Here is a 25,604-nt window from a genome sequence, read left to right as displayed (position 1 = left end):
GGTCTACTATTCCTTGTCGAATCGCTCGCCACCTCGGCCACCGTGATGTCGCCACGCTGGTCGAATGCATTCCTTACCCCTGCCTCTACCACCGGGTGGTCATCGGCCTTCCAAGTCGCCCATAGATTCGGGAATCGGCGGTATCCCGCCTGCTGCGATGTCACCTTTCATTGCATCGAGGCGTAGCCGGGTTATCGAACCCCACCGACTGATTCCTCTCCTTCATGGCAGCACAACGAATTGCAAAAAATTAATTAACAATTCAATTCTAGAGAGAGAATTGCTTTCAATAAATCGGACAAGTACAAAAATCTCAATGGAACTGTCGTTGTAGTTCACCTGGCCAAAGCTGTCTCTGAATCCTCACTTTACGCATCGTCCCCATCGCTTCCTTTGCGGCTCATCCTGCAAACCGCATGATGCTGCATGAGCAAGGCCTGATATTCATCGCGCGCGTACGGGCTGCTCCGGATGCCGAATGCAGAACCAACCCCGACGCTGGACGGCGCCGCAAAGGAAAGCGAATCGCAATTTTCCGCAAGAAGTGCGGCTTGACCGACCATCAGATCATTCACTTCATGCACATTTCAACGCGCGTCATCGTGAGCATCAATCCCCCGCAGCGATACTCATAAGATCCACTGTGCGCTTGATCTCGTTCGATAGAGGCCCCGGCAGCCGCGCCTGGAAAATCCGCGCAAGCTCGCCGTAATACCAGAGCGTACCTGACTCGCCGGCCGTGAACCGCTCGAACACTGCGCGGCCCACGGCGTGCAGATCCGTGACGACCGCGCGTGCGTTATAGAGTTTGTCGGATGCCGACACCAGCAGAACATCAGGATCGGCTTCCTCGAGATGCGCCAGGTAGGCGACCTTCCGCGCGCGCCAGTCCGGCTTCTGCCCCGAACTATCCGGCACGCCATCCGTACAGCCCTCAACAATTCGCAGCACGCGTTCACCGAACAGTTCACGAATCGTTCGCGCCGCTTCCGCGCCAACATCCTCGATCGCATCGTGGAGCAGGCCTGCAATGGCCTGCTCCTCATCGCCGCCATTTTCCAGCACGAGACTAGCGACACCCAGCAGGTGCGACGTATACGGAATCTGCGTGCCCTTGCGCAATTGTGTCGCGTGAAGCTTCAGCGCGAGCCCTGTCGCGCAGACGAATTTTTCCGTGAGCATTGTGGTGTCCTTATATACGGAATTGTGATGTGGATGGCTACGCCCAAGGATCAACTTCATGGCTGAACGGCACGCCCGATTCCCTCAGCCAGCGATACGCTTCATCCCATGTGGGATACCGCTGCCCTATCGCGGCGAGTAGCGCCTCTTGTGTCGCCGGCCGCTCACCTGTCGCACGCGCCATCGCGTCATGAAGCGATGCCACGGCGTCGCGTGCAACGCGATAGATATCAGCACGGTCACTGCCTAAGTAGTCGCGATCGTACAGGTCGAAAACAAGCGTGCCGTCGTCGTGCAACTGGACAGTCGCTGTGCAGTGCGGATACGACTTGAGCGTGATCGTCCGGATGGGATCGCCTTCAGGTGCTGTCTCTGCGGACATCGGCTCCGCCCTCTTGGCATCCGTTGCACCTGCAACGGTCCTGAGCAGGAAGCGCTCGAACCCGGCCGACTCGCCCACACCATAGCGCTGCGTATACCGTCTCTTGAGGGCCCGTCGTTCGCTCTCATGGTGTCGCACGATGATCGAGCGCAGCCACGGCTCGAGGTCGTCGCAGACGAGCAGAATGTCGAGCAGCGCCGGCCAGTCCGTTTCAGCTTCATCGAGCAGGTAGACGGGTGCCGCGCCAATCTCGTCGGCCAGTTCAGGACCGGGCCTCTCGAGCGCCAGCCCCCAGCCGTCGGGCATGCGAAAGGGCAGCCCGGTATTGGCGGGTCGCCACGCAAACCAGGCCCATTGCGCCGGGTAGCGAAAAATTTCGGTCGGAGTCTCTTCGAGATGCTGCGCGCAGAGCTGCAGCTGTGCGACGCACCAGCAGGCTGGCTGCCATGTTGTGATTATATTGAGGGAGGTCATGCAGTCATTTTAGGCGGCACGCCTGCGTTTGCGCTATGGGCCGTCTGCGCCGCGCGACATTCGACGCTCTCGCCGACTGCTTCCCATGACGAAAAGCATAGGTCCTTCGCACGAGGCACTTGAACGCGGACGCCGCGCGATCCGCTGCGTGATGGGCAACTGCATGAGACCGGCGATTCCGGTAACCAGACGGTAACGGCCCCGCGCACAAAGAAAAAGGACCTGCGGCTTTCACCGTAGGTCCTTGATTTCTTTGGTCGGGGCGAGAGGATTTGAACCTCCGACCACCTGCACCCCATGCGGGGTTTCACTCGGCGGAGAAGCGCATTACTATTGGCGCTCGATCAATCGCGTCTAATGCCTGCCATTTTTTGTGCGGCTCAAACCCGCGTAACGCCGACTTACATGTATGCGTATTAGACAGAAAAACCTTACGTCCGGAGCAAAGAAATGAAGGCGTCGGAAGTCATATCTCGAACAAATCGAAGCGTACGGGCAGGACTCCATCCCCATCGCTGGACTAAAGGGTTACATTGACGCGGTAGAGAAAGACGCCATTCAAGCAGAGGCAGGTTCGCCTAGCATGTCTCCCGAGCAGCGATACGACATGCTTGAAATATGGAAAACGCGCGTAGTCGCCGGTGGGGAAATGTTGAAGGCCACCGTAGAAGCCGGGCAAACAGCACTCAAATCAGCGATCTTGATAAACGGCGGTGCGGCCGCGGCGATGCTCGCGTTCGTTGGCAATGCGGTTACCAAATCGGATTTGAGACCAGGGTCTCCAATTCTTTCTCACGTGGGTGCCGCGCTGTTCATGTTCATGGTCGGGACTGGAATGGCAGGAACCTCGACGGCATTTCGTTATCTGTCACAGCGGTGTTATCAAGAGGGTGCCGTGGTGCGCGCGAACCCACTTTGGGAGAGATGGGGCCACTATTTCTCCGCCGTGTCTATTCTGCTGGGGTGGGCTCATTCGCGTCATTCTTTGCAGGCGGATACATCGCATTCCGCGCCATCGTTTCGCCATGAACGAGGCTTCGAGGTGCGCCGCCGCGTGGCCGGATATACTGTACATCCATACAGGTATCCGCCATGCCATCATTCGTCCCCTACGGAACCGCAAAGCCCTGCCTCGGCTGCGAGCATTGGGGCGGCTTTATCGCGGAAGGCGCGCACTGCAAATGCCTGCGCGGCCCCGGGCAGATTCAGGCCAATCCGCAAAGGGGCTGCGTCTATTGGGTGCGATGCATCGGCGTGGACGATGAGCCAAATGGCACAATAACCAAACGACCGAGGAGTGGTGACCATGTACTGCCCACTCTGCGACGAAAAGCTCAAGACGGAAGACCACTGCGAGGCATATGGCGACCTCCCGGCGCATTGGCTATGCAAGGCGTGCGACTGCCTAGTAAATCAGTGGGATGATGAGTATGAGATCCCGGACCGGGATATTGACGCGCCGCAGACTGCGGGCTGATTGATGTTCGTGAGGTGACGCTCATCACAGCATGACTCGAAAGGCTGCTGTAGGATCGCCCGCGAGACAAACTCGGGGGAAAACAATGAGAGCAATGGCGGCCAGCGATCAAGCTGGCCCAAAGCGCAACAGGGTCCTTGACACTTAGGCCCAAACGTCCTACATTGGATTCCGTTGGAAGCGCAAACGCGCGGCCCGTCTATCCGAAAGGACACTGTCATGAAAGTCTGCTTTCGCGCCCGCTCGGGTGCTGGATCCACTCATGCTCTACAAACCGCCCTCTCCTCAAGACCTGGATCGCCTGAAGGACGAGCTCGGTCTGTCGGCATCCAAGATGGCATCGCTATTCGGAGTATCGAGCGGCCGACAATGGCGCAATTACACCGGGGGCGAGAAGCCTCGCGACATGAATCCGCACATGCTGTTTTTCGCCGCCGCCCGGCTCGAGCTGGACGACAAGACGATCGAGCGAGTGCTACAACGCATGCGCCGAGTCGGAGCCACGATCGACTTGAACGCCGACTCCCCGGCGCCCGATGGAGAGCAGCAGCCGTAGCGATGACACTCGGCTGTGCTGCTGCTGCCGCGCACGCCGAGTCGTTCTTTCACGCAGAAGCCGGGCTCGGTGCCACTAATTTCACGGCGATGGGCGATGGCATGTATTACCAGCAGGGCTTCAGTCATCATCTCAAGCTTCGCGTGCCGGCTGGCCGCATCGGCATCGGCGCGACTGCGCTGCCCTACTCGCGCGGCTCATGGATCCCCGGCGTCGACCTGAATCTCGCGTACATGTATTTCGGCACCGCCAAAATTCAGGGCGATGCCGTTCCCGATGCCTCGGACTACGCGGATGGCATTGGCGGTTACAACCCGAAGAAAGAGGCCTGCAACGGCACATGTGGTCCCATGCGCTACTTCGACACGGGCGGCTCGCTCCAGGCGATCGCATTGACCGTCGAGCCGTACTATGAGGTCGGAAACTGGCGCTTCAGCGTGGAGGGAGGACCGGCCATCTTCAAAGGGGCGTGGACGTCAACTATGACCGTCATGTCGGCTACGAGCCCATGGGGCCCGCGTGGCTCAGTCGAGACGCTAGCGCATGATCCCAAGCCCCAGCTCACATAGGTAGCCGGCGCGTCAGTCGCCTACAAGAAGGTGACGATGAGCTACACCTATATCAGTACGCCGTCGAAGAACGTGAGCAACTCGAATGTGCCGCTCGGGTTCCGCGCTGCGCATATGGTGACGCTTGGATATCGGTGGTGACGAGTGTGCAACATGCCTACACGTTTTTAGCGTGCGCTACACTCTCGGCTCGAAACGGAGACCGCCGCCAGTGCACACAATTGAATCCAGAAGCCGAGAGATTGAAATCCTGTCATTCCTCGTTTTCCTCGCCGGTGTGGTGGCAGCAGCTGTCACGCTGGCAGAGATCATTCGAACACATGTTCCGCTTTTTTTGGCGACTATGAGCAAGTCTTTTTCCGCGCCGCTCACCTGAAGCACGGGGAAATCAGCATCGCTGACTTCGTGTTTCGCCGGCAGGTTGATCATCCCCACTTCATCGTCTTCGGCCTGGCATATCTCGACGTCACATTCTTCGGCGGACGCACGTGGCTACTATTCGCAGCTAGCCTTGCGTTTTGCGTTGCCATGATCGCAACCATCGCATTGACCGTCCGCCGATCCGAATTGGATCGCAGCACATCCTTCATTGTGGTTGGGCTCGCAGCCTTTCTCCTGTTCGGGCCTCAGAACATGGGCGTTCTTTCGTGGCCCTTCCAGGTCACTTTGATCGGCACCGCATCGCTGGTGGTGATAGCGTCCTATCTGCTCGCATACGATCATCATGTTCGAGGGGTGATCGCTGCCTGGCTATTGCTCGCCGTCGCGGTCATCAGTCATGGAGCCGGCGTATTAGTGATCCCTGTCCTCGCCGCGTTCTTTCTTGTAACGCGTCTAAAGCGCTACGGCGTCATCGCGGCATTGCTTGCGGTCGAATTTGCGATATATGCAGCCCACTATCCGACGACCCCTCACATCCGTCTGTCGGGGATTATCGCGAAAATGATTCATGCGCCGTCGGAGTGGATCGGCATTCCTGCATACGTCGCATTCCTGCTCGGACACGGCGTCACCTTCGGCCTGCTCGGCAATATCGTCGACGCGCTTCTCGGTGCTGTGGGCCTCTGCGCGTATCTCGCTTCAGTCATTCGGTTCGTGTGGTTCAGAAAGGGAAGCGCGCACCTCGTATTTCTTTCGACGTTTGGACTGCTCGCCTGCTTGACAAGCATTACCCTGAACATCGCCTACGAAGATCTGCGCAAAGCAACCGTGAACCTCAGTTACTTTTTTGCTGATCGTTATCTGCCATGGACGGCCTTCTTCTGGATCGGAACCTTCACAAGTGCGCTCAGCGCTGCCCGCGCCTCACGAATCTCAGCGTCGATAGTCGGCGCTGTGGCGACCGTATTTCTAGTCGCCGCATCGGTGCCAGCAATTCAAAAAAACGACTCCAATTTCTCGTCTCGCGTTGCTGTAACGGAAAACTTCGGCTGCCTCGAAAAGGTTTCCGCCTGCGTACTTTCGCGCGCGGTCGGTTTGCCTGTGGATTCGGCACGCCCATGGAGCGCGCTGGTCTTTGGCTGGCAACGGGAAGTGGGAGCCTTGAATATTCCACGCGCAAATGTATGCATCGGCGGTGCACAAACTCTCTTTACACGTGACTCGATTCTGGACAAAGTAATCCGCGTGCAGGCCGCTAATTTCTCGGACGTAAACTGGCACCGCGGTATATCGCGATCACGCGCTGGATTCTTCGTGAGCGACGCAGCAGCGCTTGCAGACCTGAGTCCGTGTGACGTCGTCAGGCTTGCCGATGGTACAGTCCGCGGGATCGTCGCTATTGAAGGGCCCAACGTCTATCTTGAGGAGCAGCCATTACGAACTGATACAGGATACCCGGCGCAAATCGAAATCATTCGACACTGGCGGTAGAGCAGTTCCGGAAATTAGATCGCTGGCACAGGCAAGTATTGCTGCGCATACGCTGACTGAGCCGACCAGAATGACTTCCATCGGGCGTCGGAAGTGTCCAGTTGATCCTGATTCGGGAAATTCGTGGCGTTTTGTGGGCAGACGAAGTACGAGACGACCGTTGCATTCGTCGCGTCGCTGAATTGGACATTGACAGTGGCCATGATTAGAAGGTGTATCCGGTGATGAAGATAACGTAGCTCAGAGTCCCGGCGTTCGTAGACGCGCTGTACCGGGTCGTTTGCTGCGAAGCCAGAAGCACGTCCCGGAACGAAAACGTCGCTGTTCCGCTGCTACCGCTTGTGAAGATGGCGGGATCATTCCCCACGTTGGATGCATCGGAATAAAGCTGTGCGCTAGACGTTGCGGCGGCAGTAGAGCCGATTTGCTGGGCACCGCTGATGGCGATCGCATTCGGCGGGACGGTGCCTACCAACGAAAAGTTCGTCGGCGTTGGGGTGTTGGTCGTCGTGCTGAAGACGTTGGCCTGAGAGATCTTGATCGACCGGTCTCGCTGCTTACAGATGGCAAACTGTGAGCTCGAATTCGTCGGCACCACGCTCACAAGCGCACTCGCCGTATAACCACTCGGCATATTGGCCCCGCCGTACACGTTTGGTGCGACAACGCTCGTTGCATTCGTAGCCAGCAACGAAGCAGTCCCGGTCGTCGGGTTATAGATCGCGTACAGCGCGACATAACCCGATACGGGCGCCGTGCCAGTGTCCATCCCACCCGCGCCAGTCGTCGCGAGGTTGATAGTCTTGTTGAAGTTCGACAGCTTGAACGGCAAGCCACCGAGCGCTGTTTCCACGATGATCTCGTCAGCCGTCAGCGTGGCCGCTGCATTTGCCGTGGTGACGCTCATCACCAGGTTGCGCACCGACCCAACGACTGGAGCAAAACAAGTCTTCAGAGCGGTCAATATCTGGTTCTACGTCGTCTTACTCGGCGTAAGCCCGGCTGCCACCGGGATTGCGCGCAATTCTTCCTGGACCATGTTGAACCATGAAGCGCGTTCCAGCGGCGCTGGCGTACCTGTTCCCGGGTTCCCTTCAGTCCAATATCCCTCAGTTCCAGCGGCTCCCGGCGTTGGGAGCGAGACTGCTGCAGACGGATCATCGATTCGAAACATGTGGCCTCTGACGAGTAGGCAAAAATTGGAATGGTGTGCGCCGGGATGATCTCGGTGAGTTCGCACTGCAGAACGGCATTGCCAAAACTGGCGAGCGCCTCACCCGCACGGGAAATTCCCACGCGAGATTGGACGATCGTGTTCAGTGGTGCATTGATCTGCCATGCGAACGCCCATGGCAGGCCGCAGAGCGGTTGACCGCATCGGCATTGCCCGACCCGCGCCGGTGCAAACTGGGTGATCGTGATCGTGTACCCATCGAATAGTTGATCTTCGTCGGCATGTAGGAGCCGTCCGCGCCGCGGGCATCCACCTTCGTGCCCGGCAATGCGTTGTGCACTGTTACGCTGACTTGCGGAGCGGCACCTGAAGCGCTGCAACCTGGGCATCGTGATTGCCGCCAGCGACCGGAGCCGCCAGCGGAGCGGACCGCCTCAGACCCATGCCGCCTTCGACCTTACTGATGTAGTCCTGCGTCTCGGCCGGCGCACCAGCGAGGCCGGATTTATTCAGATTGCCTTGGCCCCAGTTGTACGCAGCCAGCGCCTTGTCGAGATCGCCGCCGTTGGCCTTCAGAAGATCGCTGTACATGCGCGCGGCGGCAGTTGCCGACGCGTCCAGATCGTTCGGGTTGGTCAGGCCATACTGCGCGGCCGTCGCGTCCATGAAACCGAAATGCCCCTTCGCACCCTTTGGCGAGAGCATCTTCACGGCACGCGAAGACTCCCTCGCCCAGACACTGTCGAGCAGACCGCTCGGGAGTTTATATTGCGACTCCAGCCGCGAAAATAGGGCTGTCGACTGTGCGTTGCGCTGGCCGGCGCCCCGGAGTACCCATGCGCATTACTATCGAAGCGCGAGACGAAATGGCCGCCGGGAGTAATCGACCTGCCGACCGAGTCGGGGCCGATGTTCCAGTGCATCGTTGATATGTCCTATCTCGTCTGGCAACGAGCGATCGACGTGCGCATGCTGCTCGAGACGCAGATCACCGACACGACGATTCGATTCAAACCGTCGAAGACAGCGGGCACGAGCGGCAAAGTGCTCGACGTCGAGATCACTCCTCAGATCCGCGCTGTGATCGATCGCGCGAAGGCGATCAAGAAGATGTATCTGATCATCAGCTCGTACCTGTTCCCCACGCAGAAGGGTGGCGCTTATTCGAAGACTGGCCTTCATTCGATGTGGCGTCGCGCGAAAGATCGCGCGGGCGTAACAGATGGCATCCAGTTCAAAGACCTTCGCGCGCTCGGCGCAACCGACGCAGCAAAGGCCGGAAAGGGTCGCGCAGAGATACAGACGCGCCTCGCTCACACGACTGGAAAGACGACGGAAATCTACATCAAGGAGGCTATTCCGGAAACGTCATCGCTCGACTTGAAACTGCCGTGGTGACGCTCTGAGTTTTAGACAAACGTCTAATATTTTGTCTAAAAAGCACTGTACGAACGCACAGTGAGGCGGGAAACGAAAAAGCCGCAACGCCTTACGGCGTGCGGCTTTGATCTTGGTCGGGGCGAGAGGATTTGAACCTCCGACCACCTGCACCCCATGCAGGTACGCTACCAGGCTGCGCTACGCCCCGAACAGCACAAAATTATAACAGACACTTCCTTCGATTAGAACCGTTTCGTGCGAGCAAATCGAACTAATGGTTCAACAAATTGATCACATGCAGCAGTTCCTTGCGCAACTGCTCGACGTCCACTGCAGCACTCGCCGCAGCAGGCGTCTGCGCGGCCAGATCACCCTCGCCTTCTTCCACCGATGCAGCCTCCGCCCCAGGCGCGCCACCATGCGAATCGAGCCGGTTGCGCGCGCCGTTGATCGTGAAGCCCTGCTCGTACAGCAATTCACGAATTCGCCGGATCAACAGCACCTCGTGGTGCTGGTAATACCGCCGGTTGCCGCGCCTTTTGACCGGCCTCAACTGTGTGAACTCCTGCTCCCAGTAACGCAGCACGTGCGGTTTCACGCCGCATAGCTCGCTAACCTCACCGATCGTGAAGTAGCGCTTCGCCGGAATCGGAGGCAAGACGACTTTTTCGATCGTCGCTGTCATCGTCAGTTAGCCGTCGTAGTGGGTTGCGCAGGAACGCGCCAGTCGATCAGCGCGCCAAGCTTGCTTCAGCGCCGTTCTCGACCAGCGCCTTCAGCTTTTGACTTGCATGGAACGTCACAACGCGCCGCGCGGCGATCGGAATCGCCTCGCCGGTCTTCGGATTTCTGCCGGGACGTTGGGGCTTGTCACGCAACTGAAAGTTGCCGAACCCCGACAGCTTCACGCTATCGCCACTCTCCAGCGCATCGCGGATCACCTCGAAGAACGCTTCGACCATGTCTTTCGCTTCCCGCTTGTTGAGCCCGACATTGTCGAACAGCAACTCGGCAAGCTCCGCCTTGGTGAGCGTCGGCGTTTCAGCGGAAACGACGGCGGGTGATGTCGGAATATCGCGAATCATGGCGCTACGTTGCGCCGAAAGAAGGGCTTCGAAATCACTCGAGTTCATTTCATTCATATCTATCAAATGGCGCGCCAAACAAAAATGCGGAAACAGCCGTGCAATTGTTAATGCGGGTTATCCGCGCAACCGTGCGCCATATACTCGAGCCAGACGTTCCACCAGAGTTTGAATGGCCAGATCGACCGTTTCATCCTGAAGGGTTCCGCCAGTATCTTGCAAGGTCACACGGAACGCAAGGCTTTTCTCGTGAGCGGCCAGACCACCGGAAGTGTTTGATTTTGGACGGAATTCGTCGAAAAGCGCAACCCTCTGGACGCTCTTGCAGGCAGGTTCGGACTGCGCCTTGTGAAGCTCGTCGAGCAGCGCCTCTACTTCGATTTTCTGATCGACAACGACTGCAATATCGCGACGCACCGGCGGGAATTTAGAAACCTCCGCGGGGGTCGGCAATACTCGCTGCATTAATGCTTCCGCTTCGATTTCAAACAGAATCGGCGCGTGCGGTAAATCATATTTTTGCATCCAGCGCGGATGCAATTCGCCAATCCAGCCAACTGCGCGGCCATTTACTTCGACGCGCGCGCTGCGTCCCGGATGCAGTGCCGGATGCTCCGCGCGCACGAAACGCGCCACCGCCGGCGCCAACAGTGCTTCCAGATCGCCCTTCACGTCGAAGTAGTCGACCGTGCGCGCCGGCGCGCCCCACTGCTCTTCCAGCGCGGGACCATAGGCGAGCGCGCCGATCATCTTCGGCTGCGCGAAGCCCTCGACCGTCAGCTCACCGGCCTTGATCGACGGATCATGCAGGAACACGCGGCCGGCTTCGAACACACGCACGCGATCCGCCGCGCGGCGATTCAGGTTCGTGCGCAGCACATGGATCAGGCTGCCGAACAGCGTGGTGCGCATCACCGACAACTGGCTTGCAATCGGATTGAGCAGACGAACCGGCTGGTCGTTGCCGGCGAAGTCCCGCTCCCACTCGGCGTCGACGAAGCTGAAGTTCACCGTTTCCGCGTAATCGCGCGCGGCCAGTGCGTGGCGGATCACGTGGATCGAGCGCTGCGTTTCGTTGGTCGCGAGCATTTCGCTGGTCGCAACCGGCGGACGCGCGGGGATCTTCTCGAAGCCGTAGATGCGCGCGACTTCTTCGATCAGGTCTTCTTCGATTTCGATGTCGAAGCGATACGACGGCGGCATCACCGAGAACGTGTCGCCCTCGCGCTCGAACGTGAGGCCGAGGCGTGTGAAAATCTGCGCGATTTCGTCCGCGCCGATCGCAATGCCGATGATGCGGTTCGCACGCGACACACGCATTTTCACCGGCTCACGCTGCGGTATGTTGACGATCTGATCGTCGACGGGGCCGGCTTCACCGCCGCAGATGTCGAGGATCAATTGCGTGATGCGTTCGATATGATCGACGGTGGTCGCATAGTCGACGCCGCGCTCGAAGCGATGGCCGGCATCGGTCGAGAAGTTGTACTTGCGCGAGCGGCCACGAATGCTATCCGGCCACCAGAACGCGGCTTCGAGATAGATGTTGGTGGTGTCGAGCGTGACGGCGGTGCTGTCGCCGCCCATGATGCCCGCGAGACTTTCAATGTGCTGCTCGTCGGCGATCACGCCGACGCTTTCATCGAGCTCGACGGTGTTGCCGTTCAACAGCTTGAGCGTTTCGCCCTTGCGGCCCCAGCGCACGTCCATGCCGCCGTGAATCTTGTCGAGATCGAACACGTGCGACGGACGGCCCAGTTCGAGCATCACGTAGTTCGAGATGTCGACGAGTGCGGAGATGCTGCGCTGGCCCGATCGCTCCAGACGCTCGACCATCCAGTGCGGCGACTTCGCGCGCGCGTTCACGCCGCGAATCACGCGCCCCGAGAAGCGGCCGCACAGATCGGGGGCCGAGATTTTCACCGGCAGCGTTTCGTCGAGCTTCACTTCAACCGGCTTGATTTCGAGCGGGTGCAACGGCGCGCCGGTGATCGCCGAAGTCTCGCGCGCCACGCCGAACACCGACAGGCAGTCTGCCTTGTTCGGCGTCAGCTTGATTTCGAAAACGGTGTCGTCCAGGTTGAGCGTTTCGCGGATGTCCTGGCCGATCGGCGTCGCTTCCGGCAGGATCAGCAGGCCGCTATGGTCTTCCGAGAGCTTCAGCTCGCGTGCCGAGCACAACATGCCCTGGCTTTCCACGCCGCGCAGCTTCGACAGCTTGATCGCGAACGGCGCGCCGCCCTCTTCGGCCGGCGGCAGTTGCGCGCCCACCAGCGCGACCGGCACCTTGATGCCCGGCGCCACGTTCGGCGCACCGCACACGATGTTCAGCGTCGCGCCCGTACCGGCGTTGACTTGACACACATTGAGCTTGTCCGCGTCCGGGTGCTTGACGACTTCCAGCACCTGGCCGACGACGATCTTCGAGGTCGGCGGCGCTGCCGGCCGCAGGTCTTCGACTTCGAGACCGGCCATTGTCAATGCGTGCGACAGTTCGTCGGTCGTCAGTTGCGGATCGACAAAGGTTCTCAGCCAGGATTCCGGGAATTGCATGGTTCTGTGTACGTTCTGATCAGGTTAGGTCCACGTCCGGCAGTTGCGCTGCGTGATTCGATGTTGGCCCGAATCACCGCGCACTGCCGGGGACGCTGCTGGCGGCACGCACCGGGTGCGGTGCCGCGCTCTATGCTTGTCGCGTTCGTACGCGCCGGTTCAAGCGAATTGACGCAGGAAACGCAGGTCGTTTTCGAAGAACAGACGCAGGTCTTGCACACCGTAACGCAACATCGTCAGCCGTTCGAGGCCGCTGCCGAATGCAAAACCGATATAGCGCTCCGGGTCGAGGCCCATGTTGCGGATCACCGTGGGGTGAACCTGGCCCGAGCCCGATATTTCGAGCCACTTGCCGGCGTTCTTGCCCGTTTCGAACAGCATGTCGATCTCGGCCGACGGTTCGGTGAACGGAAAATACGACGGACGGAAGCGCACCAGAATGTCGTCGCGCTCAAAAAATTTCTTCAGGAAATCGGTGTAGACGCCCTTCAGGTCGGCAAAGCTGATGTTCTCGGCGATCCACAGGCCTTCGACCTGGTTGAACATCGGCGAATGCGTGGCGTCGCTGTCCACACGATAGGTGCGGCCCGGCACGATCACCTTGATCGGCGGCGTGTGGGTGCGCGCGTAGCGCACCTGCATCGGGCTCGTATGCGTGCGCAACAGCAGCTGACGGCCTTCGGCATCCTTGCCGTCGACGTAGAAAGTGTCCTGCATTGAACGCGCTGGATGATTTTCCGGGCTGTTCAGCGAGGTGAAGTTGTACCAGTCGGTTTCGATTTCGGGGCCGTCGGCCACGTCGAATCCGATCGTACGGAAAATCTGTTCGACGCGCTCCCAGGTGCGCATCACCGGGTGTAGGCTGCCTGCGCCGGTGCCGCGGCCGGGCAGCGTGATGTCGATGGCTTCAGCGGCGAGGCGCTGATTCAGCAACGCGTCGGCCAGCGCCTGACGGCGGGCCGTCAACGCGGCTTCCACTTGTTGCTTGACGAGGTTGATCCGAGCGCCTTCGGTCTTGCGCGTTTCGGGATCGAGTTTGCCAAGGCCCTTCAACAACTCGGTCAGCGCGCCCGACTTACCGAGAAAGCGCGCTTTCTCGTTCTCGAGGGTGGTGACGTCAGAGGCTTCTGCGAAGGCTTTTTGCGCGTCGGCGACAATCTGGTCCAGATCCATTGATCCCATCATTTCAACGTCAGTGTTCTATCGAAACAAAACTGGTTCTAGCAACAAAAACGGGGCTCGGTGAGGAGCCCCGTTTTTGTTGCAGCGTCACCGAAACTACCGGATGTTCGCTGCAACGAACCACGCAGTTTTAATTGCCAGAAGCGCAATCAGGCTGCAACGGCGGCTTTCACCTGCTGAACGATCGCAGCAAAAGCAGCCTTGTCGAACACAGCCATGTCGGCCAGCACCTTGCGGTCCAGTTCGATCGAAGCCTTCTTCAGGCCGTTGATGAACACGCTGTACGTCATGTCGTGCTGACGCACCGCCGCGTTGATACGCGTGATCCACAATGCGCGGAACACACGCTTCTTGTTGCGGCGATCGCGGTAGGCGTATTGGCCTGCGCGCATGACCGCCTGCTTGGCGATGCGATAGACGTTATTGCGACGGCCGCGGTAACCCTTGGCCAGCTTGATGATCTTCTTGTGACGGGCCCGTGCGGTAACCCCACGTTTTACTCGAGGCATGTTTCGCTCCTATGAGTTTCGGTTAAGGGTTAAGCGAACGGCAGCATTGCGCGCACGGAGTTCAGATCGGAATCATGAACTGCCGTCGAACCGCGCAGATGGCGTTTGTTCTTGGTGGTCTTCTTGGTAAGAATGTGGCGCTTGAAGGCCTGACCGCGCTTGACGGTACCGCCCGGACGCACCACGAAGCGCTTCGCAGCACTCTTCTTGGTCTTCATCTTCGGCATAACAACTCCATTATTAGATGGATATGGGTGTGCGGTCGGCCACATGGCCATAACCCGCCCTTCGAAACCCATTCCACTTGGTATGCAAACCGCCAGTCGTGCCAGCGGCCGCTTTTCAGGAACCGGCGTGCACTTACATGCACGCCGTTCCGAAACCTGCCGATACCGCGCCGGACACCTGGCACAGCATCGTTTTGAATTTTCGCTCCGGAGCGCGCCATTTGGCGCGCACCCGCTTACTTCTTTTTCTTCGGGGCGAGCACCATGATCATCTGGCGCCCTTCCATTTTCGGCATTTGCTCGACCTGACCGACTTCGTCGAGGTCCGTGCGCAAACGCTCGAGCATGCGCATACCAATTTCCTGGTGGGCCATCTCGCGGCCACGGAAACGTAACGTGATTTTCGTCTTGTCGCCGTCTTCGAGGAAGCGGATGAGGTTGCGCAGCTTGACGTTGTAATCGCCGTCGTCGGTACCCGGACGGAATTTGACTTCCTTGACCTGGATGACCTTCTGCTTGAGCTTCGCCTCGTGTTGCTTCTTCGCTTCCTGGTACTTGAACTTGCCATAGTCCATCAGACGGCAAACCGGCGGGACCGCTTGCGGAGCGATTTCGACCAGATCCACGTCTTGCTGTTCCGACATGCGGAACGCATCAGCGAGTTTCACGATGCCGAGCGGTTCGTTCTCGACGCCGACCAGACGCACCTCGGGTGCCGTAATTTCACCGTTGATGCGGTGCGCAGACTTATCAGTAGCGATGTTACGTTTCCTCTAAAAATTAAAAAAAACGAGCCGGGGTGCCAGGTGGCTCAGTTGAACGACTGCACGTCCTGGCGCAGACGCTCAATGAAGGGGTCGAGAGGCATTACGCCAAGGTCGACACCACCACGGGCACGCACGGCTACCGTTTGGGCTTCACGCTCTTTGTCGCCGACTACCAGCAGGTACGGCACCTTTTCCAGCGTGTGCTCGCGTATTTTATAGCTAATCTTCTCGTTGCGCAAATCGGCCTCTACTCTAACCCCTTGTTTTTGCAACGATTGGGCTAGCGACTGCGCATATTCGGCCTGACTTTCCGCGATATTCATCACGACGACCTGCATCGGCGCGAGCCACGCAGGCATTGCACCAGCATGGTGCTCGATCAAAATGCCAAGGAACCGCTCCATCGAACCGACGATGGCCCGGTGCAGCATGATCGGGCGGCGGCGGCTGTTGTCCTCGGCGACATATTCGGCACCCAGGCGCTCCGGCAGCACCATATCGAGCTGCAACGTGCCGCACTGCCACGAACGGCCGAGCGCGTCCTTGATGTGGTACTCGACCTTCGGGCCGTAGAAAGCGCCCTCGCCCGCCAATTCTGTCCACGTCACGCCACAGGCCGTCAGCGCCTCGCGCAGGCCCTGCTCCGCGCGGTCCCATGTTTCGTCGGTGCCGGCGCGCGCATCCGGGCGCAACGACAGCTTGATTTCGACATTGTCGAAGCCAAAGTCCTTGTAGACGCTCATCGCCAGCGTATTGAACGCGATCGATTCGCTGATGAACTGATCTTCGGTACAGAAGATGTGCGCGTCGTCCTGCACGAAACCGCGCACGCGCATCAGCCCGTGCAGCGCGCCCGACGATTCATTGCGGTGGCACGAACCAAACTCCGCGTACCGCAGCGGCAGATCGCGGTACGAGCGCAAGCCGTGGTTGAACACTTGCACGTGACCCGGGCAGTTCATCGGCTTGATCGCGTAGTCGCGCTTTTCCGATTCGGTCGTGAACATGTTTTCACGATAGTTCTGCCAGTGGCCCGACGCTTCCCACAGCGAGCGGTCCATGATCATCGGCGTCTTGATTTCAAGGTAGCCGGCGTCGTTCACGCGGCGGCGCATGTACTGCTCGACTTGCTGCCACAGCGTCCAGCCGCGCGGATGCCAGAACACCATGCCCGGCGACTCGTCCTGCATGTGAAACAGATCGAGCTGCTTGCCGAGCTTGCGGTGGTCGCGCTTCTCCGCCTCTTCGAGCATGTGCAGATACGCTTCCTGGTCTTCCTTTTTGGTCCAGGCCGTGCCGTAGATGCGCTGCAACTGTTCGTTCTTCGAATCGCCGCGCCAGTAGGCGCCCGCCACCTTCATCAGCTTGAATACTTTCAGCTTGCCGGTGGACGGCACGTGCGGACCGCGGCACAGGTCGGTGAAGCCGCCGTGCGAGTACAGCTTGATCTCGTCGGTGGACGGAATCGATTCGATGATCTCCGCCTTGTACTTCTCGCCGATGCTCTTGAAGTAGTCGACCGCTTCGTCGCGCGACACCACGCGGCGCGAGACCGGCTCGTCTTTCTTCGCGAGTTCCTGCATGCGCTTTTCGATCTTTTCGAGATCTTCCGGCGTGAAGGGACGGCTGTACGCGAAGTCGTAGTAAAAGCCGTTGTCGATGACCGGGCCGATGGTGACCTGCGCTTCCGGGTACAAATCCTTCACCGCATATGCGAGCAAGTGTGCCGTGGAGTGACGGATGATATCGAGACCGTCTGCATCTTTCTCGGTGACGATGGCGAGCGCCACGTCCTGATCGATCAGCGCGGACGTGTCGACCAACTCACCGTCGATCTTGCCGCCGAGCGCAGCTTTCGCGAGGCCGGGGCCGATCGAGGCGGCCACTTCAGCGACAGTCACGGGATGCTCGTACTGTCGAACAGAACCGTCGGGCAGACGTATCGAAACCATTGTGTTCTCCGTGATGCCGACCGGCAGCGGCACATGCAACAAGATCAAAAAGACAAAAAAAATGCGACCCCACTCTCGAGGGGCCGCATTCACATTTCCCGCAAACTACATTGGCGAAAGTGGTCCTCGACTAGCGTCGTTCCGAAGTGGTCTCGGTCAACGTTCGCGATGTCATAACCGTATTCGCCTTTTGCGCCTAACGCGCTTACTGCAGCTTGCGAAACTCCGGCAAAACCGGAGTCTCTCTTTCGTTGGTAGGCTCGATTGGACTCGAACCAACGACCCCCACCATGTCAAGGTGGTGCTCTAACCAGCTGAGCTACGAGCCTGAAGAAACGAGATTATATGGAGCCCCACAGTGCTTGGCAAGTACTTTTATGAGCCGGCTTTAAAAGCGTACTCATGCGCCCGAGCACCCGCCCAGAGGCGCTGATCCGAACGCCCCACACATGCGCCACCCGTGCGCCCTATCTCGCGCCTCAGTTCTTGCGCGACGCGCGCACCACGCCCGTCACTTCGCCGAGCAACGTGCACGCACGCTGAATCTGCGCGGCGCTCTGCACCTCGACGGTAAACTGCATGAACGCTGCGTTGCGGCGCGTCTGCGTCTTCACGCCGATCACGTTCATCTTTTCACGCGCGAACACTTCGGAAATATCGCGCAACAGACCCTGCCGGTCCGTTGCTTCGATGGACAGATCGACGGGATAAACGGACTGGCCGCGGCCGCTCCTCACATCCGCCGACCACGCCGTCTGCAGCACACGTTCGGGCGCGCGCTCGGCCATCCGCTGGAACGTCGGGCAATCGCTGCGATGGATCGACATGCCTTTGCCACGCGTGACAAAGCCGCAGATATCGTCCGGCGGCGCCGGCCGGCAGCAGCGCGCGAGTTGCGTGAGCAAGGCGTCGACACCGACCACCAGCACCCCGGTCGACGCCCCGCGCGCGACGCTGGCGCCGCTGCTGCGCTTCTCGAATTGCTCTGGCGCCTCGACCACGGGCTCCGGCGGCGGCGCATCGTGCAGCGCCTGCTCGACGAGCCGCAGACTGAACTCTTCCTTGCCGACCACCGAGAACAGATCGTCGGTGGTCTTGAAGCCGAGCTTCGCGGCAAGCTGATCGAGATTGACCGACGTCTTGCCCTCGCGCTGCAAGGTCTTTTCGACCATCGCGCGGCCGCTCGCGATGTGCTCCTGCACCTCGACCGCGTTGAACCACGCGCGCACCTTCTGCCGCGCGCGCGAACTCTGCAGATAGCCGAGCTGCGGGTTGAGCCAGTCGCGCGAAGGACCGCCCTCCTTCACCGCGACGATCTCGACCGTCTGGCCGTTCTGCAACGGCGTGTTGAGCGGCACCATCGCACCGTCGACGCGCGCGCCGCGGCAGCGATGCCCCAGCTCGCTATGCAGGTGATACGCGAAATCGACGGGCGTCGCGCCGTGCGGCAACGGAATCACACGCGCCTGCGGCGTCAGCACGTAGATGTGATCGTCGTCGAGCGTGGCCTGGCGCAGTTGCTCCCACGGCTGGGCCGCGCGCTGTTCGCCGTGCTCGCCCTCGGACACCTCGTCCTTCCACGCGAGCAGTTGACGCAGCCATGCGATCTTCTCGTCGTACTTCTCGTTGGCGGCGAACTGGCCGCCGTAGCCGCGCGTGCCCGCCTCCTTGTAGCGCCAATGCGCGGCCACACCGTACTCGGCGAACTGATGCATTTCCTGCGTGCGGATCTGCACTTCGAACGCGCGGCCGTCGTCGCCGATCACGATCGTATGCAGCGACTTGTAGCCGTTCGGCTTGGGCCGCGAGATGTAGTCGTCGAACTCTTTAGGCACCGGTTGCCACAGGTTGTGCACGATGCCGAGCACGGTGTAGCAATCCTTGATGTCCGGCACGATGACGCGAAATGCGCGCACGTCGTAGAGCTCGGCAAAGTCGAGCTCCTTGCCGCGCATCTTGCGCCAGATGCTATAGATGTGTTTCGGCCGGCCGCTCACTTCCGCGCGAATCTGCGCGGCGGCCAGCTCCTGTTGCAGCCGTTCGATCGCCTGCGCGACATAGCTCTCGCGCTCGACGCGCTTCTCGTCGAGCAGCTTCGCGATGCGCTTATAAGTGGCCGGCTCTTCGAAGCGGAACGCGAGATCTTCGAGCTCCCACTTCAGCTGCCAGATGCCCAGACGGTTGGCGAGCGGCGCGTAAATGTCGAGCGTCTCACGCGCCACCTCCGGTGACGGGGTGACTTTCGCCGCCGCGTAATAGCGCAGCGATTGCAGCCGCGACGCGAGGCGGATCAGCACCACGCGAATGTCTTGCGCGAACGCGAGCAGCATTTTGCGCAGCGCTTCGACCTGCGCGCGCCGCGCGGCTTGAGCGTCGCGCCCGGCCTCGGGTATCGGGTTCTGCGCAGCGCGCAAGCTCACAGTGCCAAGACGCAACAGCTTGCGCACGTCGCCGACCAGTTGCGCGACTTCTTCGCCGAAGTTGTCGGCGATCACCCGCTCCGGGTCCTGCAGATGCGGGGTCAACGCAAACAGCGCGGCGGCCAGCACCGCCGGCGGATCGACGTTGAGCTTGCGCATGATCGACGCCGTACCCGCCGCGTGATCCGCCAGCAACTCGCCCGACGACAGCCGCACCTCGCCCGCATGCTCGCGCACGAACGCCATCGCTTCGTCGAAAGAAGGAATGGGGTGCGGCGTGCTCGTAACGATTTCGGTATTCATGGTGCGACGGCCCGCCGGGCCAGACGAATCAACGGAATTTCAACAACAGTGGTTGCGCGTGCCTTAGCTTCGCTGCGCCGCAACCACGACGATTTCGACGAGGCACTTCGGATTGGCGAGCCTGGCTTCGACGGTAGCGCGCGGCGGCGTGGCCCCTTGGGCGACCCACTCGTCCCACACGGCGTTCATGCCGGCGAAGTGCACCATGTCGGAAATGTAGATCTGCACCGACAGCAAATGCGACTTGTCGCTGTTCACTTCGGCCAGCAGACGGTCGATGTGCCCGAGCACTTCGCGCGTCTGACCCGTGATGTCCTGATCGTCGTCTTCGGCGATCTGGCCCGCGAGGTACACGGTGCCGTTATGCACGGCGGTTTCCGAAAGGCGCTGGCCGACGTGGTGACGGATGACTGCCATGAAAAATCCTGAGATGAGTTGAAGTTGATCGGAATGCGTTCCGCATGACGCAATCAAAAACGCCGCGCGGAACTGCACATTATGACGCGTCGGCGACCGCTCCGATAAAGAACTGCCTTGCGAGGTCGATCTGATCGGCCGCGAGAAACGCCGGCGCATGCCCAACGCCGGCGATTTCCGCGCTCGAGACAGCGCGCCCGACCTCCTCCATCTTCGCGACGGTTTCCCGCGACAGCAGATCGGACTGCTCGCCGCGCACGACCAGTACCGGCCCCTGAAACGACGCCAGCGAATGCCAAAGCGGGGCCTCGCCGAGCTTCGACGCTTCCTCGCTGATCGCGGCGAACGGCTGCGCGATGCGCGGGTCGTAACGCAACAGCCACGCGCCGTCCTGCTCGTGTAGCAACGGCGTATTGATTTCACGCCATTCGTCGGGCGTGAGCGGACCGAAGGTCTGCGCAAGCAAAGCAGCGTAGTCGACGCCTTGCTGTAGCGTTTCGAAGCGTGCGGGCTTGCCAAGGTAATCGCTGATGCGCTGCACGGCGGCCGGCTCCAGATGCGGACCCACGTCGTTCAACAGGAGCTTGCGAATCGGCGTGTCCGGCAAACCAGCGAGCCCGAGTCCGATCAGACCGCCCATCGAAGTGCCGAACCAGTCGACCGTTTCGACATTCAGGCGCGCGATCAGCGTGACCATGTCGGCGACGTATTGCGGCACGCCATACAAGTTGGGGTTGGCGAGCCACGACGACAACCCCCGTCCCACCACATCCGGACAGACCACGCGATAGGTTCCGGCGAACTCCGCCGCGACGCGATCGAAATCGCGCCCCGAGCGCGTCAGGCCGTGCACGCAGAGCAGCACGCGCGGGTTGTCCGGGTCGCCCCATTCGGTATAGGCCACGCGATGCAAACCTGCGGCGCTCGCGCACTGCACATAACGTTGGCGCGGCACGGGCCGCCCGGTGGTGGAAGCGGATGGAGTTGCGGTCATCGGGGCTCCTTGCGAAAGCGCTGTGGATTGGGCTCGGGCACGGCAGGAATCGACTGGCGTCCAATCTTCAAACGATTGTAAACCGCTTTGCCGCGTGGCAAGGATCGGCCGAACGGCCTAGGACAGCACTTCAGACGCGCGTGGGCGCGGCACAAAATAAAGCGGGCGAGACTCGCGCCTCGCCCGCCTGGGAAACTGCGTCGTTGCCGCCTGCCGGTCAGTCACGAGTCGAGCGACCGGTTCGCGGCTAGCGTCGGCATCACTTCACCGCGCTCACATCGAGCGGCGCGCCCGTCTTCGCCTTGATTTCGTCGATACTCACGCCCGGCGCCAGTTCGGTCACCTTCAGACCGGCATCCGTCACCTCGATCACGCCGAGGTCGGTGATGATCTCATCGACCACGCCCACGCCCGTCAGCGGCAGCGTGCATTCTTCGAGAATCTTGTGCTGATCGCCCTTCGCGACGTGCTCCATCAGCACCACTACGCGCTTGACGCCCGCGACCAGATCCATCGCGCCGCCCATGCCCTTGATCATCTTGCCGGGGATCATCCAGTTGGCCAGATCGCCGTTCTTGCTGATCTGCATCGCGCCCAGGATCGCCAGATTGATGTGGCCGCCGCGAATCATCGCGAACGAATCCGCCGACGAAAAAATCGACGAGCCCGGCAGCGTGGTCACGGTCTGCTTGCCGGCATTGATCAGGTCGGCGTCCACTTCGTCCTCGGTCGGCGAGGGGCCGATGCCGAGCAGGCCGTTTTCCGACTGCAGCCACACTTCGACGCCGGCCGGCACGTGGTTCGCCACCAGCGTCGGCAGGCCGATGCCGAGGTTCACATAAAAGCCGTCCTGCAATTCCTTCGCCGCGCGCGCGGCCATTTCGTCACGAGTCCATGCCATGATCAGTCTCCTTTCGCGCGGACGACGCGTTGTTCAATGCGTTTTTCCGGATGCGCATTCAGCACGATGCGCTGCACGAAGACGCCAGGCGTATGGATCGCGTCCGGATCGAGTTCGCCCACTTCGACGATCTCTTCCACTTCCGCGACGGTGATCTTGCCGGCCATCGCGCACATCGGGTTGAAGTTGCGCGCGGTGCGGCGATAGATCAGGTTGCCCGACTTGTCGGCCTTCCATGCCTTGACGAGCGCGACGTCGGCCGTCAGCGAATGTTCGAGCACGTAGTGGTTCTCGCCGAACTGGCGGGTTTCCTTACCCTCGGCGATCAGCGTGCCGTAGCCGGTGTTGGTGAAGAACGCCGGAATGCCCGAACCGCCCGCACGCAGCTTCTCGGCGAGCGTGCCTTGCGGCGTGAATTCGAGCTCGAGTTCGCCGGCCAGATACTGGCGTTCGAACTCCTTGTTCTCTCCCACGTACGACGAAATCATCTTCTTGATCTGGCGCGTTTCGAGCAGCAGGCCGAGGCCGAAACCGTCGACACCCGCATTGTTGCTGATGCAGGTGATGTCCTGCACCTTCGAATCGCGCAGCGCCGCGATCAGCGCCTCCGGAATGCCGCACAGCCCGAAGCCGCCGACGGCAAACGTCTGCCTGTCCTTGACGATGTCCTTCAGCGCCTCGGCGGCGCCTGGATAGACCTTGTTCATCAGTATGTCCCTTCCTCTATGGATATCCGAAACCGGATCGTTGCGGCTGGCACGACGTTATGCGGGCAGTGCCCGCTTCGTCATTCTAGTCATCCCCGGCAGGCAGTGCGCGCAGCTCGACATGAGCTGCGCGCGGCGGCCGCCGCGAACCACTTCGCCGCGTTGTGATATGCCCGCAAGAGTACGCTGCGCGTGCCATGCGGCACAATACGCAAAACTACATAAGTACTTGCCGCCACGCCATGCCCGCCCTGGATTACCGAACCGCGTTCCAACTTGCCCCGATCGGCCTCGTGCTGTCGCGCGAACGCGTTATTGAAGACTGCAATGACCAGCTGGCGTCGATTTTCGGCTGCACGCGCGAGTCGTTGCTCGGCCAGTCGTTCCAGGTGCTGTATCCGTCCACGGACGAGTTCGAGCGGATCGGCGCGCGCATTCCGCCGATCATGACCGCCCAGGGCAGCTACGCGGACGACCGCATCATGAAGCGCGCCAACGGCGAATTGTTCTGGTGTCACGTGACGGGCCGCGCGCAGCAACGCACCGACCCGCATGCAGCCGGCATCTGGACATTCGAGGATTTGAGCGCGACCCGCCGCGTGGCGGTGGAATTGACGCCGCGCGAACGCGAGATTGCCGCGCAACTGGTGACGGGCAAGACCAGCAAGCAGATCGGCCGGGTGCTGGAGATCAGCCCGCGCACGGTCGATGTCTACCGGGCGCGGCTGATGCGCAAATACGATACGGGAAATGCGACCGAGTTGTTGCAGCGGCTGCTCGGGAATTGAGGCGCGGGCACTGAGACTGAAGCGCCACCCTGGTAACTTGAGCGCACACGCACGAGAAGCAGCAAGGCGCGGGCCTGAGCGCCCGGCCGTTGACGAGCGGCGCTCAGGCCGTCAAGCGGCCTTGACCAGCGCGGCCCGCTCGATGGTCGCGCGCAGCAGCTCGGGCACCGGCACCGATTTACCCTGCGCGTAATGGATCCACACGCAGCGCGCGGCGCCACGCGCATACACGGTGTGCGGGTCGTCGGCGCGCACCAGCTCGAAGCCGGTGTCGAAGCTGCTGCGCCCGGGCGTCGCCACCGACATCCGCCCGATCACATCGCCCGGGTAGTGCAGTTGCTTGAGAAACTCCATCGATGCGTTGACGATCACCGGCCCCTCGCCATCCGCATTGCCGCCGATATAGCCCAATTGCTCGAACCAGGAAATCCGCACCTGCTCCATGTAGCGGAAAAAGACCGTGTTGTTCACATGGCCGAATGCATCCATGTCGCCCCAGCGGATCGGCATCGACATCTCGAATACTGCGTGAAAATCGCTCATCGTTACTTCCGTTCTTCCTGCTTCTTCAAAGTTTTGAAACCTGTTCCAAGCCGGCGCGCGAAGCCGCCCGACAACGCCAGGAACGTCCTGCAACATAACCGGCGCGCCTACGTTGCAAAAAGACCCGCGCGCGCAAAACACTTTCTTCGAACCTGCACCGATGCGCAACGCTCACGCAAGGCCGAAGCCGTCGTCGGCGGCGATCACCGAGCCGTTGATGAATTGCGATTCGTCGGCCGCCAGCAACAGCAGCAGCCCGTCCAGATCGTCCGGCTTGCCCACGCGATGACGCGGCAGCATCGACACCAGCTTCTGCCCCTGCTCAGTCGACCAGTGATGATGGTTGATTTCGGTGTCGATATAACCCGGGCAGATCGCGTTCACGTTGATGCCGTGCTTGCCCCACTCCAGCGCCATGGCCTTCGTCATATGGACGACGGCCGCCTTGCTCATCGAATACAGGCCGATTTGCGGCAGCACCCGCAAGCCCGCCATCGACGCGATATTGATGATCCGGTACGACGGTTTCTGCGCGCTGTTGCCGCGCATGATCATGCGCTTGGCGACTTCCTGCGCGACGAAGAAGGCCCCGCGCGTATTCGTGTCGAACACATATTCGAAGTCGGCCGGCGTGACTTCGGAGAGCTTCTGCGTGGTCGACACGCCCGAGTTGTTCACCAGGATGTCGATCGTGCCGGCCTCGGTCTCCGCATGGGCGACCGCCGACTTGATACTCTGATAATCGGTCACGTCGAGCGAAACGACATGCGCGGCGCCGCCGGACGCCTCGATCTCCGCGCGCAGTTCCTTCAGACGCTCGGTGCGCCGGCTCGCCAGCACGACCTTGGCGCCCGCCTGCGACAGCACCTGAGCAAAGCGCTTTCCCAACCCGCTCGAAGCGCCGGTAATCAGCGCGACCTTGCCTTCCAGATTGATCGAACGGCCCATTGTCGTTCCTTTCGGTTGTATTGACAGCTGCGGTTGACGGGTCCGGTAGGCCCGGCACTACGGGTCGATACCGTATCGCTAAAATAGCACGATCGTGCTAATCTCAGTTCCTCGGGTTGCAGTGCATGGACCGATCGCCCACAATACGAACCCGAAAAAGCATTCTAACGGTAAGAGGAGCATCAATGACCCCCGCAAGTCTCATTGAGCAGTACGGTCCGCGCGAGTCGATGGAATACGAC

The 25,604-nt window shown here is 60.5% G+C and carries 26 protein-coding genes and 2 tRNA genes; 6 read left to right on the top strand and 22 right to left on the bottom strand.

What is annotated here, in order from left to right:
* Window positions 1–368: 368 nt before the first annotated feature.
* Genes PQR02_RS35115 through PQR02_RS35105 form a run of 3 tightly spaced genes read right to left on the bottom strand, consistent with a single transcriptional unit; the run spans window position 369 to window position 2,038 of the window.
* Complete coding sequence (locus PQR02_RS35115) at window positions 369–575, bottom strand: hypothetical protein (protein WP_408242474.1); 207 nt, start codon at window positions 573–575, stop codon at window positions 369–371.
* A gap of 34 nt (window positions 576–609) precedes the next feature.
* Window positions 610–1,182 (bottom strand): HD domain-containing protein, encoded by a 573-nt coding sequence (locus PQR02_RS35110; protein WP_408242472.1) that lies wholly within the window; start codon window positions 1,180–1,182, stop codon window positions 610–612.
* A gap of 37 nt (window positions 1,183–1,219) precedes the next feature.
* On the bottom strand, window positions 1,220–2,038 hold the full coding sequence (locus PQR02_RS35105) for a hypothetical protein (RefSeq protein WP_408242470.1): 819 nt from the start codon (window positions 2,036–2,038) through the stop codon (window positions 1,220–1,222).
* Between the two features lie 1,739 nt (window positions 2,039–3,777).
* Between PQR02_RS35105 and PQR02_RS35100 the strand changes: the two genes are divergently transcribed.
* From PQR02_RS35100 to PQR02_RS35085, 4 genes are all read left to right on the top strand, one after another.
* The gene (locus PQR02_RS35100; protein WP_408242468.1) at window positions 3,778–4,071 is read left to right on the top strand and encodes a helix-turn-helix domain-containing protein; all 294 of its coding nucleotides are present in this window, start codon (window positions 3,778–3,780) and stop codon (window positions 4,069–4,071) included.
* A 2-nt stretch (window positions 4,072–4,073) separates the two neighbouring features.
* Window positions 4,074–4,640, top strand: coding sequence for a hypothetical protein (locus tag PQR02_RS35095; RefSeq protein WP_408242466.1), 567 nt, complete (start codon window positions 4,074–4,076; stop codon window positions 4,638–4,640).
* A gap of 211 nt (window positions 4,641–4,851) precedes the next feature.
* Entirely contained in the window at window positions 4,852–5,016 is a 165-nt protein-coding gene (locus PQR02_RS35090) for a hypothetical protein (protein WP_408242464.1), read from the top strand.
* Between the two features lie 29 nt (window positions 5,017–5,045).
* Entirely contained in the window at window positions 5,046–6,512 is a 1,467-nt protein-coding gene (locus PQR02_RS35085; RefSeq protein ID WP_408242462.1) for a hypothetical protein, read from the top strand.
* A gap of 205 nt (window positions 6,513–6,717) precedes the next feature.
* Here PQR02_RS35085 and PQR02_RS35080 read toward each other — a convergent pair whose 3' ends face one another.
* Both PQR02_RS35080 and PQR02_RS35075 read right to left on the bottom strand, forming a co-directional pair.
* Window positions 6,718–7,476: a phage tail protein gene (locus tag PQR02_RS35080; RefSeq protein WP_408242460.1), complete on the bottom strand. Its 759-nt coding sequence runs from the start codon at window positions 7,474–7,476 to the stop codon at window positions 6,718–6,720.
* Between the two features lie 552 nt (window positions 7,477–8,028).
* Entirely contained in the window at window positions 8,029–8,466 is a 438-nt protein-coding gene (locus PQR02_RS35075) for a lytic transglycosylase domain-containing protein (protein WP_408242479.1), read from the bottom strand.
* A gap of 150 nt (window positions 8,467–8,616) precedes the next feature.
* On the opposite strand from PQR02_RS35075, the gene PQR02_RS35070 reads away from it, so the two are divergent.
* Window positions 8,617–9,084: a tyrosine-type recombinase/integrase gene (locus tag PQR02_RS35070; RefSeq protein ID WP_408242458.1), complete on the top strand. Its 468-nt coding sequence runs from the start codon at window positions 8,617–8,619 to the stop codon at window positions 9,082–9,084.
* A gap of 113 nt (window positions 9,085–9,197) precedes the next feature.
* On the opposite strand, the gene PQR02_RS35065 is transcribed toward PQR02_RS35070, so the two are convergent.
* From PQR02_RS35065 to PQR02_RS34995, 15 genes are all read right to left on the bottom strand, one after another.
* Window positions 9,198–9,274, bottom strand: a tRNA-Pro gene (locus PQR02_RS35065).
* A gap of 63 nt (window positions 9,275–9,337) precedes the next feature.
* A complete protein-coding gene (locus tag PQR02_RS35060; RefSeq protein WP_408242456.1) occupies window positions 9,338–9,751 on the bottom strand; it encodes a MerR family transcriptional regulator in 414 nt (137 codons plus the stop codon).
* Between the two features lie 46 nt (window positions 9,752–9,797).
* Window positions 9,798–10,208 (bottom strand): integration host factor subunit alpha, encoded by a 411-nt coding sequence (locus tag PQR02_RS35055; RefSeq protein WP_408242477.1) that lies wholly within the window; start codon window positions 10,206–10,208, stop codon window positions 9,798–9,800.
* Between the two features lie 60 nt (window positions 10,209–10,268).
* On the bottom strand, window positions 10,269–12,704 hold the full coding sequence (pheT, locus tag PQR02_RS35050) for a phenylalanine--tRNA ligase subunit beta (protein ID WP_408242454.1): 2,436 nt from the start codon (window positions 12,702–12,704) through the stop codon (window positions 10,269–10,271).
* A 159-nt stretch (window positions 12,705–12,863) separates the two neighbouring features.
* Entirely contained in the window at window positions 12,864–13,877 is a 1,014-nt protein-coding gene (gene pheS / locus PQR02_RS35045) for a phenylalanine--tRNA ligase subunit alpha (RefSeq protein ID WP_408242452.1), read from the bottom strand.
* Between the two features lie 158 nt (window positions 13,878–14,035).
* The gene (rplT, locus tag PQR02_RS35040; protein ID WP_006052502.1) at window positions 14,036–14,395 is read right to left on the bottom strand and encodes a 50S ribosomal protein L20; all 360 of its coding nucleotides are present in this window, start codon (window positions 14,393–14,395) and stop codon (window positions 14,036–14,038) included.
* Between the two features lie 29 nt (window positions 14,396–14,424).
* A complete protein-coding gene (gene rpmI / locus PQR02_RS35035) occupies window positions 14,425–14,622 on the bottom strand; it encodes a 50S ribosomal protein L35 (protein ID WP_006052501.1) in 198 nt (65 codons plus the stop codon).
* 236 nt (window positions 14,623–14,858) lie between these two features.
* The gene (gene infC, locus PQR02_RS35030) at window positions 14,859–15,383 is read right to left on the bottom strand and encodes a translation initiation factor IF-3 (protein ID WP_073430551.1); all 525 of its coding nucleotides are present in this window, start codon (window positions 15,381–15,383) and stop codon (window positions 14,859–14,861) included.
* Window positions 15,384–15,433: 50 nt separating this feature from the next.
* Complete coding sequence (gene thrS / locus PQR02_RS35025) at window positions 15,434–17,341, bottom strand: threonine--tRNA ligase (protein WP_408242450.1); 1,908 nt, start codon at window positions 17,339–17,341, stop codon at window positions 15,434–15,436.
* 252 nt (window positions 17,342–17,593) lie between these two features.
* Window positions 17,594–17,670: transfer RNA gene (locus PQR02_RS35020), tRNA-Val, on the bottom strand.
* Window positions 17,671–17,820: 150 nt separating this feature from the next.
* Window positions 17,821–20,064, bottom strand: a complete 2,244-nt coding sequence (locus PQR02_RS35015) for a RelA/SpoT family protein (RefSeq protein WP_408242448.1) — start codon at window positions 20,062–20,064, stop codon at window positions 17,821–17,823.
* 63 nt (window positions 20,065–20,127) lie between these two features.
* Window positions 20,128–20,481, bottom strand: coding sequence for a RidA family protein (locus PQR02_RS35010; protein WP_408242446.1), 354 nt, complete (start codon window positions 20,479–20,481; stop codon window positions 20,128–20,130).
* A gap of 79 nt (window positions 20,482–20,560) precedes the next feature.
* Entirely contained in the window at window positions 20,561–21,475 is a 915-nt protein-coding gene (locus tag PQR02_RS35005; RefSeq protein ID WP_408242444.1) for an alpha/beta fold hydrolase, read from the bottom strand.
* Between the two features lie 259 nt (window positions 21,476–21,734).
* Window positions 21,735–22,376, bottom strand: a complete 642-nt coding sequence (locus PQR02_RS35000; RefSeq protein ID WP_408242442.1) for a CoA transferase subunit B — start codon at window positions 22,374–22,376, stop codon at window positions 21,735–21,737.
* Window positions 22,377–22,378: 2 nt separating this feature from the next.
* Entirely contained in the window at window positions 22,379–23,083 is a 705-nt protein-coding gene (locus PQR02_RS34995) for a CoA transferase subunit A (protein ID WP_408242440.1), read from the bottom strand.
* 242 nt (window positions 23,084–23,325) lie between these two features.
* Here PQR02_RS34995 and PQR02_RS34990 point away from each other — a divergent pair, with 242 nt between their 5' ends.
* The gene (locus PQR02_RS34990) at window positions 23,326–23,871 is read left to right on the top strand and encodes a LuxR C-terminal-related transcriptional regulator (RefSeq protein ID WP_408242438.1); all 546 of its coding nucleotides are present in this window, start codon (window positions 23,326–23,328) and stop codon (window positions 23,869–23,871) included.
* A 111-nt stretch (window positions 23,872–23,982) separates the two neighbouring features.
* Here PQR02_RS34990 and PQR02_RS34985 read toward each other — a convergent pair whose 3' ends face one another.
* Window positions 23,983–24,414, bottom strand: a complete 432-nt coding sequence (locus PQR02_RS34985) for an acyl-CoA thioesterase (RefSeq protein ID WP_408242436.1) — start codon at window positions 24,412–24,414, stop codon at window positions 23,983–23,985.
* Window positions 24,415–24,585: 171 nt separating this feature from the next.
* The gene (locus PQR02_RS34980; RefSeq protein WP_073430560.1) at window positions 24,586–25,362 is read right to left on the bottom strand and encodes an SDR family oxidoreductase; all 777 of its coding nucleotides are present in this window, start codon (window positions 25,360–25,362) and stop codon (window positions 24,586–24,588) included.
* Window positions 25,363–25,604 lie beyond the last annotated feature (242 nt).

Origin of the sequence: Paraburkholderia sediminicola, assembly GCF_046026895.1 — a bacterium.
GTDB classification, from domain to species: domain Bacteria; phylum Pseudomonadota; class Gammaproteobacteria; order Burkholderiales; family Burkholderiaceae; genus Paraburkholderia; species Paraburkholderia sediminicola_C.
Note: the sequence above shows the minus strand (reverse complement) of the source record. Positions and strands in the feature narration are given on the sequence as shown.